The organism is Subtercola lobariae (genome assembly GCF_014640255.1).
GTDB classification, from domain to species: domain Bacteria; phylum Actinomycetota; class Actinomycetes; order Actinomycetales; family Microbacteriaceae; genus Subtercola; species Subtercola lobariae.
On record NZ_BMGP01000006.1, the window covers coordinates 230,925 to 245,602 of the forward strand.

Sequence of the window (14,678 nt, forward strand, 5' to 3'; positions counted from 1 at the left end):
AGTCAGTCCAGGTCTGGGGGTGGGGCCGAGAACGAACGGCTCGAACGGATGGTCTGCAGCGGCCCGGTGGCATTGAATGTCTCGAGCAGGTCGATCTCACCGTTGATGACGGTAGTGAGGCGACGGATGCCCAGCCGAATCTGATCGGGAGTGGGGTAGCAGAACGACAGCCGCATCTTATTACGACCCCCGCCATCGGCGTAGAAAGCCGTACCGGGTGTGTAGGCCACCAGCTCTTTGACGGCGCGCGGCAGCATCTGCTTTGTGTCGAGGTAGTCGGGAAGGGTCAGCCAGATGTAGAACCCGCCGTCGGGGTTCGTGTGATGCAGGTCGGGCAGGTATTCGTTCAGCGCCTGGAGCATGGTGTTCTTTCGCTCTTCGTAAACGCCTCGGAAGGTGTTGATCTGCGCACGCCAGTCGGCCGTCTCGAGGTACTCAGAAATGACGAGCTGACTGAACGCACTCGGGCACAGAATGGCCGACTCGGCTGCGAGCACGAGCTTCTCGCGAATGGCATGCGGCGCGATGGCCCAGCCGACCCGAAAACCGGGGGCGAATGTCTTCGAGAACGAACCGAGGTAGATGACGCCTTCGTCTTCGGTGCTGCGCATCGGTGCGGGGGGAGGCCCGTCGAAATAGATCAAACCATAGGGGTTGTCTTCGATCACCAAAATACCTTCTGACCGGCATATTTGCATAACTTCATCGCGACGGCTAGCGGTGAGGGTAACTCCAGCCGGGTTGTGGAAGTTCGGTATGGTGTAGAGAAACTTGATAGATTTGCCGGCCGACTTCTCTCGCGCGATGGCCTCACGCAGGGCATCCGGAATCAGACCGTCATCGTCCATCAGAACATGCACGATGTCAGCCTGGTACGACCGGAAGACGCCGATGGCACCCACGTAGCTCGGCGCCTCGGCGAGAATCACGTCACCGGGGTTGATGAAGAGCTTGGTCACGAGGTCGAGCGCCTGTTGCGAACCGGTGGTCACGACGACATCGTCGACGCTGCCCCGGATGCCCTCCATGGCCATCACTTCGAGAATGTGTTCGCGCAGACGAGGAACCCCCTGGCCAGAGCCGTATTGCAGCGCAATGGAGCCCTCGTCGCGCATGACGCGGTTCATTGCTGTCACGACGAGGTCTTGGGGCAGAGCTGAGACGGCGGGCATGCCGCCGGCCAGCGAGACGACCTCGGGCCGTGAGGCGACGGCGAAGAGGGCTCGAACCTCAGAGACAGACAGCCCGGCGGCTCGATCGGCGTAGTTGCTGTACCAGGGGTCGAGGTTCGTTCCGGTGTTCGGGGTCTGTTGGTTGCTCACGTGCACTTCCATGAAAGAGGCGAAATTCTATGCTACCGAAAAGAAAAGGCCCGAAACCTCACGGCTCGGGCCCTTCACCTGGTGCGCGGTTCTAGCTGAGGTAGTCGACCAGGTCGTGCTCGAGCGCGGCCTTCGGCTTGGCACCGATGATGGTCTTGACGACCTCGCCGCCACGGAAGACCTTCATGGCGGGAATGGAGGTGATCTGGTATTTCGCGGCGATCTGCGGGTTGTCGTCGACGTTGAGCTTCACGATCTTGATCTTGTCAGAGTGCTCTTCGGCGATCTGGTCGAGAATGGGCGAGACGGCGCGGCACGGGCCACACCACTCGGCCCAGAAGTCGACCATGATGGTGTCTTCTGAGTTGATGACGTCGGCGTCGAAGCTCGCGTCGGTTACGGTCTTTGCGTTTGACATGGTGGTCTACTTTCTCAAATCTGCTGGTTGTGGAGGGGTAGTGGTGACGTCAGCGCCGGGTAGCGACGGCTTCGACGAGGCTGATCTCGTGTTCGGCTTCGCGTAATTCGGCGATGGCGCCGGCCTCAGCTAAACCCGCGAGGTACTGCTCTGCGTCGAGGGCGGCGACTGTGCCCGAAGCGGCAGCCGTGGCGGCCTGGCGGTAGGTGTCATCGATGACATCACCAGCGGCGAAAACGCCGGGAATGTTGGTCTTCGACGAGCGGCCCGCCACGGCGATGGTGCCTGCGGCAGTGAGGTCGAGCTGACCGTGGATGAGGTGGGTACGGGGGTCGTTGCCGATCGCCACGAACAGCCCCTGAACATCCAATTGGCTCGTTTCGCCGGTGACGGTGTTCTCGAGTGCCAGGCTTTCGACGGTGTTCTCGCCGTTGATGCCCACCACAGCCGAGTTGAAGACGAATTCGATCTTCTCATTCGCGAAGGCGCGTTCTTGCATGATCTTGGATGCCCGCAGCGAGTCTTTGCGGTGAACGAGGTACACCTTGTCTGCGAAGCGGGTCAGAAAAGTCGCCTCTTCCATGGCCGAGTCGCCGCCGCCGATGACCGCGATGGTCTTCTTCTTGAAGAAGAACCCGTCGCAGGTGGCACACCACGACACACCGCGGCCCGAGAGGCGCTCTTCATCGTCGAGGCCGAGCTTGCGATACGCCGAACCGGTGGCGAAGATGACCGCCTGGGCTTCGAACTCGCCGCTGTAGCCGGTGGAGATCTTCTTGACGTCGCCCGTGAAATCGACGCTCGTCACGTCGTCGAGCAGAACCTCTGTGCCGAACTTCTCGGCCTGCTCTTGCAGTTTGGTCATCAGATCGGGGCCTTGAATGCCCTCAGGGAAGCCCGGAAAGTTCTCGACCTCGGTGGTCTTCATGAGTTCGCCGCCGGCTTCGACGCTGGATGCGATGAGCAGGGGCTCAAGGCCGGCTCGAGCGGCATAAATGGCGGCGGTGAAGCCCGCCGGGCCAGACCCAATGATGATAATTTGTCTCATCGACAAGCTCCTTGTATGCGGCGACAGATCGCCGGCTTTGCTCTCTGAAGCGTTCAACCAATCCTAACTGCCGGGTATTCCGCTATAGGGGTTGGCTTTCAGCTGAAGATCAGGCAGTGTCGGGGCTAGTCGCGAACGATGGTGCGGGGGGTGAAAACAGTGGCCGATTCGGTCGATGTGCGGGTGCGCCGGGTCTACGAAGACCCGCGCGACGACGACGGCGCCCGGGTACTCGTCGACCGGCTGTGGCCACGTGGTGTCAGTAAGACGCGCGCTCGCCTCGACGAGTGGCTGAAAGAAGTGGCGCCGTCGCCAGAGCTCCGCACGTGGTACAGCCATGACCCCGCCAAACAGGCCGAGTTCGCAGAGCGCTATCGAGCAGAATTGCGGGTGCCCGGTTCGGCGCAGTCGCACGCGCTCGAGCTGTTGCACGCCGAAGCCAGAGCGGGCCGGCTCACGTTACTGACGGCCACGCGCGACCCCGCTCTCAGCGAGGCCGCCGTGCTCGCCGAACTGCTGCAAGAGGGCAAGATGGAGGCGTGAGCGAAGCCTTCAACCCGATCGACAACACCCGCATTGCGTTCACCGAGGCGGGCGCGCCGGGCGGCATCCCGCTCGTTCTGGTGCACGGTTCTGGCCTCTCGCGGGCGATCTGGCGCGGGCTCGGTTACGTGAGCGCTCTGCGCGACGAATACCGTCTGCTTCTGGTCGACCTCCGTGGGCATGGGCTGAGTGGCAAACCGCACAGCCAAGAGGCCTACCGCATGGAGCTCGTGGTGGCCGATCTGCTGGCCGTTTACGAGGCGGCCAGGGTCGAGCAGGCTCACTACTTCGGGTATTCGTTCGGTGCTAGGGCCGGGTTCTCGCTCGCCGAGCAGCACCCCGAACGGCTGCTGTCGTTCATCTCGGCCGGTGGCTCCTATCGTTCGCCGGCGGGCAGCGTGGGTAAGTTGTTCTTCGAGAACTACGACGAGGCGCTCGGGGTGGGCGGAATGCGCGCGTTTCTCGACGGCTGGGCCGCCGCGTCGGGGCACGAGATCGACCCCGCCACGACGGCGGCGTTCATGGCGAACGATGCCACGGCCATCCGGGCCTATTTTCGGCAGGTCGAGGCCGAGCTGGGCATCACCGCAGAGCGTCTCGCAGGCGTTTCGACGCCCACGTTGCTGTTGGCCGGCACGGATGATCGGCAGCGCTACCTCGACTCAGAACGTGCCGCCGTGCTGATGCCGCACGCCACGTTTCTCGGGCTGCCGGGCCGTGATCACGGCACAACGCTGCGGCCTGCGGCTGGCGTCATCGAGCCGGTACGGGAGTTTCTCGCGGCGGTCGACGCTGGCCGCAGCGCGCGCTGAGCCCGCCCGAGCCGGGCGTCGGGCACACCCCGGTCAGCTGCCGCGCAGGCGACTCAGAATCGGGGCGAGCGCGTCACTGAACTCCGACGAGCGCAGCACTCGAAGCGAAAGGGCGTAGACGAGCGCCATCACGGCGCCGATGACGACCATGACGACGACCGCCTGAAAGCGGCCCGAGAGCGCGAATCCGCCGTCTGAGGCGCCGCCGAAGAGAAAGAACACCACGACACCGGCGATGGATGCGGGCAGGGCTGCCAGGGCATCCTTCGCAAAGCTTTCAATCGTTCGGCGAATACCGCCGCCGAGCTTTCGATGAATGAGAATCGCGATCAGAACCGTCTGCAGAATGCCCGCGAACGACAGCATCAGGGCCACCCCGACCCCTCTGAACTGCACGGGCACGAAGATCAGCACGGCAAGGCTGCCGATGGTGAAGATGACGGCCTGAAAAACCGTGGTGAAGAACGGCGTGCGGGTGTCGCCGAGCGCGAAGAACGCGCGCTGCAGCACGAACAGAATCGAGAACGCCGGCAGCCCGATGACGAACGCGATGAGCACGTCGCCGATGGCGGCAGCGCCGGCGGTCGAGTCGCTCATCAGACGCCCGAACGGGTACGCCACGACCACCAGCACGACGGCGGCAAGCACCATCATGACGGTGATCTGCCGGATGCTCGCCGACACGTCACGCCGAACCTTCGGCAACTCGCCGGCGCTGGCACTCTCGCTCATGCGTGTGAAGTAGGCGGTAGCGATAGAGACCGCGATGACCGAGTGCGGCAGCATGAAGATCAGCCAGGCATTGCCGAGCACCGCCACCGATGCGGTGTCTGTGGTCGACGCGGTGGCGACCACGTTTGTTTCGACGAAGCCCGCGAGCGTGGTCACCAGAATCATGCCGAATGACCAGCCGGCGATCTTGCCGGTGGCGCCGAGATTCACTCCGCGCCAGCGGAAGTCTGGCCGGTAACTGAGGCCCACTCTGCGCCAGAAAGCGAACAGAATGAGGCCCTGCACGGCGATGCCGAGGGTCGCGGTTCCGGCTAGTAGCGCGATCGACTGCGGGGTCCACCACGACAAGGGGCGGAGGCCCTCTGGGTCGGCTCCGAACACGGCGATGAAGGCGATGAGCCCGGCCAGCGCGATGATGTTGTTGATGATCGGCGCCAGGGTGAAGGGCCCGAACGAGTTCTTGGCGTTCAGCACCTCGCCGAGAATCGTGTAGACCCCGTAGAAGAAGATCTGCGGAAGGCACCAATAGGCGAACGCGGTCGCTAGTGCGGCTTGATCATCCGGCAGCGCATGCGCGGTGATGGAGACGAGAAAAGGGGCGAGAATCGTTGCGATGATGGTGGTGACGGCCAACGTCAGCAGAGCGATGGTGACGAGCTTGTTGATGTAGGCCTTGCCGCCGTCGGAATGCAGGGCGCTGCGCACGATCTGGGGCACCAGAACCGCGCTGAGGGCGCCCCCGGCGACGATGACGTAGATGGTGTTCGGCAGCTGGTTGCCGATGGCGAACATGTTGGCCGAGGTGAAGACGCCGATGGCCTGCACCAGCACGATGGCCTTCAGAAAGCCGAGAATGCGCGACGCGACTGTTCCCGACGCGAGCAGGGTGCTCGAGCGGGCGATGCTGCGCTCAGCCATTGCTGCCTTCGGTGGGGTCGGATGGGTCGCGGTCGGCTGTATCGGCGGGGGCGGGCGGTGCAGCATTCGGAGTCTGAGCCGGCTCGCCGTTCTCATCAGGCGCCCCGGCCCGCCGCGCCCTGCGCCGCTTCAGTATCAGGCGAACCACCGCGAAGGCGAAGAACAGCACCGCCAGAATGCCGATGATGAGCGTTCCGATGCCCTCCCAGTCGGCGCTGACGTTGATTTCGAGCGGGGCGGCCCTGCTCACCAGCACCCCGTCGCGGTTGTAGAGCTCGAGGCCCAGCTCGACCTCACCCGTGGCGACCGCCGCCTTCACCGGCACCTTCGCCGTCTTCTGCGAATGCGCTTCGATGGTGACCTGGATGCTGCTGGGGTCGACCACAAGCCGCCCGTTCGAGGGCGTGACCTGCAGCGTCACGGTGACCGGCTGATCGAGGTTATTGCTGATCGGCACGGGCACGTCGCCGTTGGTGGCGAGCAGGTTGACGGTGCTGCCGTCGACGATCTGCACCGAAGACAGTGTGGCGTTCGAGTCTTTGTCGTTCGTCTGCACGGCCGTAGTGAAACCAGTCGAATCGGCGAGCCACGATTGTGCGAGAACGGCGAGCAGGTTCGCGCGCTGTTCACCCGTGATGAGGTCGGGCTTGTCGATGACCGGGGCGAAGAGGCCTACCTGCCGCTCGTAGTCGAGCATCGAGGCCACGGCACCGCCTCGATCGGCAGCTTCGGGCCGATCGAGCAGGGCGACTCCCGCGGTCTGCGGTGCGCCGAGAATCGTGCTGAGCGGCGCTTCGGCGGCCCACGGCAGCAGTTCGGTCACGTCGAGGGTGTGGCTGACCGCGAATTGAGACGAGGGCGCGGCGTTGCCGAGGCTCGCCACCAGGGCGGGTGTCTGGCCGCCCGATTGCGCAGTGACGATGGCAAGTTCGGCCGAGACTTCGGCGAGAGCGGCGTCACGCGGTGGTTCAGTGACGGCAGTCACCGCGTTCTGCAGGGCATCCGTCAGCTCTGAATCGGCGATGATGACGTTTTTGTCGCCGATGGTCGCGGGCGCATTGGGTGTGACAGCCGTGTCGGGCACGCTGATGTTGTCTGAGCTCAGGATGCTCGTGGTGAGCCCCGAAGCGGCGAAGTAGTCGAGGTCGGTGCCGCTGACCGTGTTCGTGGCGGGCCAGGCGATGTCGGTGCGCGAGTAGTTCCACGTGGTGAGATCTGCGAAGGTGGGCAGGGTGCCTGCTGCCGGCGTCGGAGTGGGTGTCGGAGTCGGAGTGGCGGCAGTGCCCGTGGTCGCGGTGTCGGTGGGGCTGGTACTGGTGCCGGTCGCGTCTGCTGCTGCGGTGCCGCTCGCCGAGCTCGCGCCGGCCGCTGCCCCCGAACCGGAGCCGCCGATACCGCCCGACCCGACCTGCCCCGGCAATGCGAACGGATCTGGCGACGGCAGCGACTGGAAGTTCGACTGTGACAGTGCGTAGTCGAATGAGGTGGGCGTGAGGAGCGCGGGTGCTGCGGCCTGGCGTTGCACCGAGAGGTCTGCGTCAGCGTAGCTCAACGGAAAAGTGGGGTTGTTCGCGGCCGCGAGATCGGCGAGCCAGTTCAGCGCAGACTGCGGGGCGGCAGTGCCGAGCACGCGAATCGACACGATGATCATGGGGTCGATGGCGAGCGTCACGGGGCGGCCGATGACGGAGTCGAGTTTGGTGGTCAGCACTCCGTCGGGCGCGGTGTCGGTCGCGAGTTCGGCCGCGGTGAGGAGGCCGCTGTCACCGGGGGCGACGGTGAGCGGCATGATCACGCCGAGGGTGGCGCCCGTTGCGGGGGCTCCTGCCGACCAGGTGACCACGCTGGTCGCGGTGAGCGTGTCTGGTGTGGCGCTGCCTGCTGCGCCCGTGGTCGCGGCGTCGGGCGAGGGTGCTGTCGCGGCTAGCCCGTACGCCCCCCAGGCTGAGAGGCCGAGGCCGGCGGCGGGCAACGATGTGCGCAGAGTGGCGCTGGTGTTGGCGGCGATGGCCGGGCTGGTGATGTCGACGGCGATGGAGTTCGCACTCTGGGTGTGCGCCGCGGCTGCACCGGGCGCTGAAGTGGGAGCCGGGGTGGCCGCCGGCGACGGCGTCGGTGATGCGGTGCTCGTACCGCCAGATGCGCCGCCAGCCGAGGTTGGTGCGGGCGTGGTTGTCGAGGCGACGCTCGCGGCGGAGCCCGCGGCGAGCCACGCGCTCAGCGCGGCCCGAGTAGTGAGCTGGGTGCGGTCGAGCCACACGTGCACGGTCGTGGCCGGCAGGTTCTGGCTGGTGGTGTTCGAGAGCGTGACCGTGAGTCCGAGGTCTTGGCCGGTGGTGATGACTCCGGCGTTGTCGGGTGCGAGAGCCAGGCCGAGGGTGCCCGTGTCAGGGGTGCTGCTGCCGCCCGGCGTCGAGTTGGGGGTCGGGGTGGTGTCGGCTCGCGCGGGCAGGGCCCCGGGCATCCCGAGCATGATGGTCACGACGAGGGCGAACACGGTGGTCAGAGCAACGCCGAACCCCCTGCGTGCAGAGCCCGCGTTTCGGCCCGCAGTGGCCACCCGGAACGTGGGTTCGAGGCCGCGGCGGACGCCCGAAATCACCGACCGCTCCATAACTCAGATTGTACGGTGCCAATGTGTGCGCCGCCGGTGGGCCCACGCCGAGCAGAGAATCAGCGGCCGTGAACGGCGCGTTCGAGGGCGTGCGGGCGAATCGCACGGCGCACGGCGCGGTCACCTGCCGTAAAGTAACGAGGTGCAATCGGTAGCAGAATCTCTGAAGGCCCTGGCCGAACTGGCCGGCAGACCGCCGGTCTCGGTGGTGGCCCAGGCGTTCGCCGACGCCGGGCATGAGCTTGCGCTGGTAGGCGGGCCGGTTCGTGATGCGTTTCTCGGCCGGCCGGTGCACGACCTCGACCTGACCACCGACGCCACCCCCGACGAGATTCTGGCCATCATCGCCCCTCTCGCCGACGCCCATTGGGACATCGGGCGCGCCTACGGCACCATCGGCGCGCGTATCGGCGGCGAGACCGTCGAGATCACGACCTACCGCTCAGACGTCTACGACCAGGTCACTCGTAAGCCCTCGGTCGAGTTCGGCACATCACTCGAAGCCGATCTGCTGCGCCGAGACTTCACCGTGAACGCACTTGCCCTGAAGCTGCCCGAGCAGGTGCTGGTCGACCCGTCGGGCGGCATGGATGATCTGCTCGCCCAGACCCTGCGAACCCCCTCGACGCCCGAAGTCTCCTTCGGCGACGACCCTCTGCGCATGCTGCGGGCCGTGCGTTTCACCGCCCAGCTCGGCTTTCAGGCAGACACCGAGACGCTCGCCGCGCTCACCGATATGGCGCCGCGCATCGAGAACATCTCGGCCGAACGGGTCAACGAAGAGCTCAGCAAACTCCTGCGCTCGCCGAAGCCGCGCCGCGGGGTCGAGCTGCTCACGTCGTCGGGGCTTGCTGCTTACGTTCTGCCCGAGGTTCCGGCGCTGCGGCTGGAGACAGACGAGCACCACCACCACAAAGACGTGTACCAGCACAGCCTCACCGTGCTCGACCAGGCCATCGATCTCGAGAACGAGCGTTTTCCCGGCGAAGAACCAGACCTCACTCTGCGGCTCGCCGCCGTGCTGCACGACATCGGCAAACCGGCCACGCGCAAGCTCGAACCGGGCGGAGTCGTCTCGTTCTACCACCACGACGTGGTGGGCTCGAAGCTCGCCAAGAAGCGCTTGCGGGCGTTGCGGTACGACAACGACACCATCGCCGACGTTGCGCGCCTCATCGAACTGCACCTGAGGTTCTTCGGCTACACCGATGGCGCGTGGACTGACTCTGCCGTGCGCCGCTACGTTCGGGATGCCGGCCCCCTACTCGAGCGCCTGCACATCCTTGTGCGCGCCGACGTGACCACTCGTAATCGGCGCAAGGCCGATCAGCTGGCGTTCGCCTACGACGATCTCGAGGCGCGCATAGCCGAGCTCGCCGAGCAGGAGGAGCTCGATTCGACTCGGCCCGATCTTGACGGTGAACAGATCATGAGCATCCTGAACCTGAAGCCCTCACGCGAGGTCGGTGAGGCCTACCGTTTCTTGCTCGAACTGCGGCTCGAAGAGGGCCCGCTCGGCGAAGCGGAGGCCACCCGCCGCCTGCTCGCCTGGTGGAGTGCCCGCGCCTGAATTACCGAACGTGATCGGCAGAATGCGGCGACCGCGCTCGTCGTATTCTGCGAGGCACGGCGCAACTAGACCAGCACGTGATGTTCTGCCAAGGTGAGCCGTCCCCACCGACCTCTCCACCCGCCGCGAGCGACGCGCGGAGCCTCTGGCCGGCGTGGGCCCAGGGGCGGCGGCTCACAAATGGGCACTGATGAACTGCTCGAGCAAGGTGCGCGCCACGTCGTCGGGGTACTGCACCGCCGGGCTCTTCATGAAGTAGGCCGAGGCCGACTCGAGGGGCCCGCCGAGGCCCGCGTCTCGCGCGATCGCGGCTGCGCGCAGGGCGTCGATGACCACCCCGGCCGAGTTCGGCGAATCCCACACCTCGAGCTTGTACTCCAGGCTGATGGGCGCGTTGCCGAAACCGTGCCCTTCGAGTCTCACGAAGGCGAACTTGCGGTCATCGAGCCACGGAATGTGATCGCTCGGGCCGATGTGCACGTCGCGCTCGGGCAGGTCGATGTCGATGTTGCTCGTCACCGCCTGCGTCTTCGAGATCTTCTTCGACTGCAGGCGCTTGCGTTCGAGCATGTTTTTGAAGTCCATGTTGCCGCCCACGTTGAGCTGGTACGTGTGGTCGATGGTGATGCCGCGGCTCTCGAGCAGCCGCGCCAGAACGCGGTGCGTGATGGTCGCGCCCACCTGGCTCTTGATGTCGTCGCCCACGATCGGCACCCCGGCGGCGACGAACTTGGCCGCCCACACGGGGTCGCTCGCCACGAACACGGGAACCGCGTTGACGAAGGCCACGCCAGCATCGATGGCGGCCTGAGCGTAGAACTTCACCGCGTCGTCTGAGCCCACCGGCAGGTAGCAGATCAGCACGTCGGCACCCGTTTCACGAAGGGATGCGACCACGTCGACAACGGGTGCGTCTGACTCGTCGACCAGCTCCCGGTAGTACTCGCCGAGCCCGTCGAGGGTCGGCCCGCGTTGAACCGTGACGCCGGTCGGGGCGACGTCGGCGAACTTCAGGGTGTTGTTCTCGCTGGCCCAAATGGCGTCGGCAAGGTCGAGGCCCACCTTCGCCGCGTCGACCTCGAATGCCGCCACGAACTCGATGTCACCGACGTGATAGGCACCGAGTCGCACGTGCATCAGGCCCGGAACGACCTCGGTCTCAGGCGCGTCGTGGTAGAACGTGACGCCTTGAATGAGCGAGTTCGCGCAGTTTCCGACGCCGGCGATTGCGACCTTGATACCCATGTACGACAGCTTCTTTCGACAATTGAAACGAGTTCTCACTGTGAACAGAGAACGGCGTCAATCCTAGCTAGCTATACCGAAGCGGCTTTTCGATACAGAGCAAGGGTCGCCTCGGCCGTGCTGCGCCAGCGATGCCGGGCGCCGTAACGCGCTGCGGTAGTCGAGAGGCGAGCGAGTTCCGCGGGGTTCAGGAGCAGCCGGTTGACGGCGGATGCCCAGACCACCGGGTCTCGGCTGTCGAGCAGCACGCCGCTGAGTCCGTCGCTCACCGAAACCGCCATGCCCGACGTTCGTGTACTCACCACTGGGGTGCCCGACGCAGCCGCCTCTAGCGCGACGAGCCCGAACGTCTCCGAGTGCGACGGCAGCAGCAGCAGAGTGGCGCGCCGAAGCAGCTCGGCGGCTTGCTCGCGCGTCTGGGCCCCCACGAAGTCGACGCAATGTGCAACACCGAGCTGCAGGCTGAGCACCCGCAGTTCCTCTAAATAAACTTCGGCCCCCGGGGTGGCCGTGCCCGCGATGACCAGCCGCGGCCGCAGTGCCGGCGCAATCGCAGCAAGGGTGCGAATCGCCAGGTCGTACCCCTTCAAGGGCTGAATACGCCCGAGGCACAACAGAAACGGCTCGGAAGTGCCCTTTCCGGCGCTAGCGGCGCGGCGCGCGTCTGGGTGAAACAGCGCGGTATCGACGCCGGGCGCGATCACGTGCACCCGATCGGGCCGAGCTGCGTATTCACGCACAATGGCCGCACGTTCCACCTCAGTCGACGCGATGGTCGCCGCCGAGCGCGTGACAAGCAGCCGCTCGGCGTTCAGGCGCGCCTCGGGTTCGGCCAGGGCATCCGGAGCCCGCTCGACATTCTTCAGCGCGCCGACCGTATGCAGGCTCTGGATGTGCACGGCATGCTGCATGGTCGCCACGGGCAGGGCAGCCAGCCCCGAGAGCCAATAGTGCGAGTGCAGCACGTCGTACCGCGGCAGTTCTGAGAGCTCAGACTGAAAGCGCCCGACAATGGGCGGCAATTCTTCTTTGGGCACCGGATGCGGCGGGCCCGCCGGCAGAAACCGCACCGTAACGCCGCCCGGCGTCTGCGAAACGGCCGGCGCCTCGTCGTCGGTGCGGCGCGTCAGCAGTTCGACCTCGGCGCCGAGGTCGGTGAGGGCTTCGGCGAGGGCGACGACGTAAACGTTGAGCCCGCCAGCGTCTCCCGTGCCCGGAACGGCCAGGGGTGAGGTGTGCAACGAGACAAGGGCGACGCGCAACACATTCACGCTGTCACTCTAAGGGGTCACATCATGCCTCGGCGCTGTCGCTCAACTTCTCGTTCTGTTAGGCTCTATAGGTTGTCTACGCCCAGTGGGGTTCTCTCACGCGGGCGCGGATTGATGCACACACCCTCCTGCTACAGAAATTCTGTGGCCGATCTAGTCCAAAGGAGGTGGGTTAGTGACGCACAAATACGAACTCATGGTCATCCTCGATCCAGAAATCGATGAGCGCACCGTGGCTCCGAGCCTCGACAAATTCCTCAACGTCATCCGCAAAGACGGTGGCACTGTCGACAACGTCGACATCTGGGGTCGTCGTCGCCTGGCTTACGAAATCAACAAGAAGACCGAAGGCATCTACGCCGTCGTCAAGCTGACCGCTACGGCCGACTCCACCAAAGAGCTCGACCGCCAGCTGAAGCTGTCAGAAGCAGTGATGCGCACGAAGGTTCTTCGCGCCGAAGAGGCAATGGCTCAGGTTGCTGCCGAATCGAAGCGTAAAGAAGAGAAGGCTGCCCGCGTGGCCGCCAACCCGAAGGCCGCTGCCAGCGCTCCGTCGTCGTCATCTGCTGCTCCTGCCGCTCGCGCGGCTGCTGCAGTCAGTGCCGCTTCGGTGAGTGCTGCTTCGACCAGCGCCGCCCCGAAAGCTCCTGCGACCGCTGCCGCTCCGGCCGCTGCAACCGCGGAGTAATCGCTCATGGCTGGCGAAACCGTAATCACCGTGGTCGGTAACCTCACCGGCGACCCCGAGCTGCGGTACACGCAGAACGGGCTGGCGGTTGCCAACTTCACCATCGCATCGACTCCTCGCACGTTCGACCGTGCGTCGAACGACTGGAAAGATGGCGAAGCGCTGTTTCTTCGGGCAAGCGTGTGGCGTGAATTCGCCGAGCACGTGGCCGGTTCGCTGACGAAAGGCTCCCGCGTCGTTGCGACCGGTCGCCTGCGCCAGCGCTCGTACGAGACGAAAGAGGGCGAAAAGCGCACCTCGATCGAACTCGAAGTAGACGAGATCGGCCCCAGCCTTCGCTATGCAACTGCTCAGGTGACGCGTGCGTCATCGTCGGGCGGAGCAGGCGGCGGTGGTGGTGGCGGTCGCGGTCAAGTCGGTGGCGGCCAGAGCAACGGTGGCGACGAGCCATGGGCAGCAAGTGCCCCGGCTTCGGCGAACTCCGGTGGCGGCGCTGACGTCTGGAACACTCCAGGCAGCTACAGCGACGACACACCCTTCTAAAACTTCTATTCTTCAGAAAGCAGAACACAACCATGGCAGGAAAGAGCAGCGGCGATCGCCGTAAGCCGATCCGCAAGGGGAAAGACGGCAAGAACGCCGCCCCGGCGAAGTCGATTCGCGTCGGCGTCATCGACTACAAAGACGTCAACACCCTTCGCAAATTCATCTCAGAGCGCGGAAAGATTCGCGCTCGTCGAATCACCGGCGTTTCCGTTCAGGAGCAGCGCCTCATTGCCCGTGCAGTCAAGAACGCCCGCGAAATGGCTTTGCTGCCATACGCAGGCTCGGGCCGGTAGGAGCTAACCCATGTCGAAACTCATTCTCACTCACGAGGTCTCTGGCCTCGGTTCAGCAGGTGACGTCGTCGAGGTCAAGAACGGCTTCGCACGCAACTACCTGATTCCTCAGGGCTTCGCGGTGACGTGGAGCCGCGGCGGCGAAAAGCAGATCGAATCGATCAAAGCTGCTCGCACCGCTCGCGAACTCGCGACCATCGAAGAAGCACAGCACCTCAAGCAGGTTCTCGAGAACAACACCGTCAAGCTGACCGTCAAGGCCGGCAAAGAGGGTCGTTTGTTCGGGTCGGTCAAGACGAGCGCCATTGCTGATGCAGTGGCCGCCGCCGGGTTCGGTTCGATTGACAAGCGCAAGATCGAGATCACGTCGCCGATCAAGGCGACGGGCACCCACGAGGCATCCATTCGCCTGCGTGATGACCTGAGCGCAACCATCACCATTCAGGTGGTTGCGGCCAAGTAGCCACAGCTGATAAAGGGGAGCCCCGGCGTTCGCAAGAGCGCTGGGGCTCCCCTCATTTCTGCCGAAAGTCAAGTGTTTTGTACACAGGGCGTTACTGATTTGTGAACATTCAAGTGCGTGTCTAAACATCCACTTATCAACAGCCTGTGGCATTGTAAAAGTGCAGGTCAATGGCACTTTCGGTAGGCAAAGTTA

13 protein-coding genes and 1 pseudogene are annotated in these 14,678 nt (G+C 64.8%); 7 read left to right on the plus strand and 7 right to left on the minus strand.

Features of this window, described 5'->3' with window-relative positions; all coding sequences use genetic code 11:
* Window positions 1-2 precede the first annotated feature (2 nt).
* The 3 genes from IEX24_RS16235 to trxB form a co-directional block, all read right to left on the minus strand.
* On the minus strand, window positions 3-1,334 hold the full coding sequence (locus IEX24_RS16235) for an aminotransferase-like domain-containing protein (protein ID WP_188680105.1): 1,332 nt from the start codon (window positions 1,332-1,334) through the stop codon (window positions 3-5).
* A gap of 79 nt (window positions 1,335-1,413) precedes the next feature.
* Window positions 1,414-1,740 carry a thioredoxin gene (trxA, locus tag IEX24_RS16240; protein ID WP_188680107.1) on the minus strand — a complete coding sequence of 109 codons (327 nt, stop codon included), beginning with the start codon at window positions 1,738-1,740 and terminating at the stop codon, window positions 1,414-1,416.
* A 49-nt stretch (window positions 1,741-1,789) separates the two neighbouring features.
* The gene (gene trxB, locus IEX24_RS16245) at window positions 1,790-2,788 is read right to left on the minus strand and encodes a thioredoxin-disulfide reductase (protein WP_188680109.1); all 999 of its coding nucleotides are present in this window, start codon (window positions 2,786-2,788) and stop codon (window positions 1,790-1,792) included.
* A 150-nt stretch (window positions 2,789-2,938) separates the two neighbouring features.
* Here trxB and IEX24_RS16250 point away from each other — a divergent pair, with 150 nt between their 5' ends.
* Together IEX24_RS16250 and IEX24_RS16255 are read left to right on the plus strand one after the other, a co-directional pair.
* A complete protein-coding gene (locus IEX24_RS16250) occupies window positions 2,939-3,331 on the plus strand; it encodes a DUF488 domain-containing protein (protein ID WP_307821468.1) in 393 nt (130 codons plus the stop codon).
* A complete protein-coding gene (locus IEX24_RS16255) occupies window positions 3,328-4,143 on the plus strand; it encodes an alpha/beta fold hydrolase (protein ID WP_188680113.1) in 816 nt (271 codons plus the stop codon). The genes IEX24_RS16250 and IEX24_RS16255 overlap by 4 nt, the downstream gene beginning before the upstream one ends.
* 33 nt (window positions 4,144-4,176) lie before the next feature.
* Here the strand turns inward: IEX24_RS16255 and murJ are convergent, their stop codons facing one another.
* Together murJ and IEX24_RS16265 are read right to left on the minus strand one after the other, a co-directional pair.
* A complete protein-coding gene (gene murJ / locus IEX24_RS16260) occupies window positions 4,177-5,793 on the minus strand; it encodes a murein biosynthesis integral membrane protein MurJ (RefSeq protein ID WP_188680115.1) in 1,617 nt (538 codons plus the stop codon).
* The gene (locus IEX24_RS16265; RefSeq protein WP_188680117.1) at window positions 5,786-8,407 is read right to left on the minus strand and encodes a DUF6049 family protein; all 2,622 of its coding nucleotides are present in this window, start codon (window positions 8,405-8,407) and stop codon (window positions 5,786-5,788) included. The genes murJ and IEX24_RS16265 overlap by 8 nt, the downstream gene beginning before the upstream one ends.
* A 142-nt stretch (window positions 8,408-8,549) precedes the next feature.
* Between IEX24_RS16265 and IEX24_RS16270 the strand changes: the two genes are divergently transcribed.
* Window positions 8,550-9,977, plus strand: coding sequence for a CCA tRNA nucleotidyltransferase (locus IEX24_RS16270; protein WP_188680118.1), 1,428 nt, complete (start codon window positions 8,550-8,552; stop codon window positions 9,975-9,977).
* Window positions 9,978-10,151: 174 nt separating this feature from the next.
* Here IEX24_RS16270 and IEX24_RS16275 read toward each other — a convergent pair whose 3' ends face one another.
* The gene (locus tag IEX24_RS16275; protein ID WP_188680120.1) at window positions 10,152-11,222 is read right to left on the minus strand and encodes an inositol-3-phosphate synthase; all 1,071 of its coding nucleotides are present in this window, start codon (window positions 11,220-11,222) and stop codon (window positions 10,152-10,154) included.
* Between the two features lie 71 nt (window positions 11,223-11,293).
* Window positions 11,294-12,493, minus strand: coding sequence for a glycosyltransferase (locus IEX24_RS16280; protein ID WP_188680122.1), 1,200 nt, complete (start codon window positions 12,491-12,493; stop codon window positions 11,294-11,296).
* 196 nt (window positions 12,494-12,689) lie between these two features.
* On the opposite strand from IEX24_RS16280, the pseudogene rpsF reads away from it, so the two are divergent.
* From rpsF to rplI, 4 genes and pseudogenes are all read left to right on the plus strand, one after another.
* Window positions 12,690-13,034, plus strand: a pseudogene (gene rpsF / locus IEX24_RS16285) (30S ribosomal protein S6); the annotation flags it as partial.
* 153 nt (window positions 13,035-13,187) lie between these two features.
* The gene (locus IEX24_RS16290) at window positions 13,188-13,724 is read left to right on the plus strand and encodes a single-stranded DNA-binding protein (protein ID WP_188680126.1); all 537 of its coding nucleotides are present in this window, start codon (window positions 13,188-13,190) and stop codon (window positions 13,722-13,724) included.
* Between the two features lie 32 nt (window positions 13,725-13,756).
* Window positions 13,757-14,020 carry a 30S ribosomal protein S18 gene (gene rpsR, locus IEX24_RS16295; RefSeq protein ID WP_104245567.1) on the plus strand — a complete coding sequence of 88 codons (264 nt, stop codon included), beginning with the start codon at window positions 13,757-13,759 and terminating at the stop codon, window positions 14,018-14,020.
* A 10-nt stretch (window positions 14,021-14,030) separates the two neighbouring features.
* Entirely contained in the window at window positions 14,031-14,483 is a 453-nt protein-coding gene (rplI, locus tag IEX24_RS16300) for a 50S ribosomal protein L9 (RefSeq protein ID WP_188680128.1), read from the plus strand.
* Window positions 14,484-14,678 lie beyond the last annotated feature (195 nt).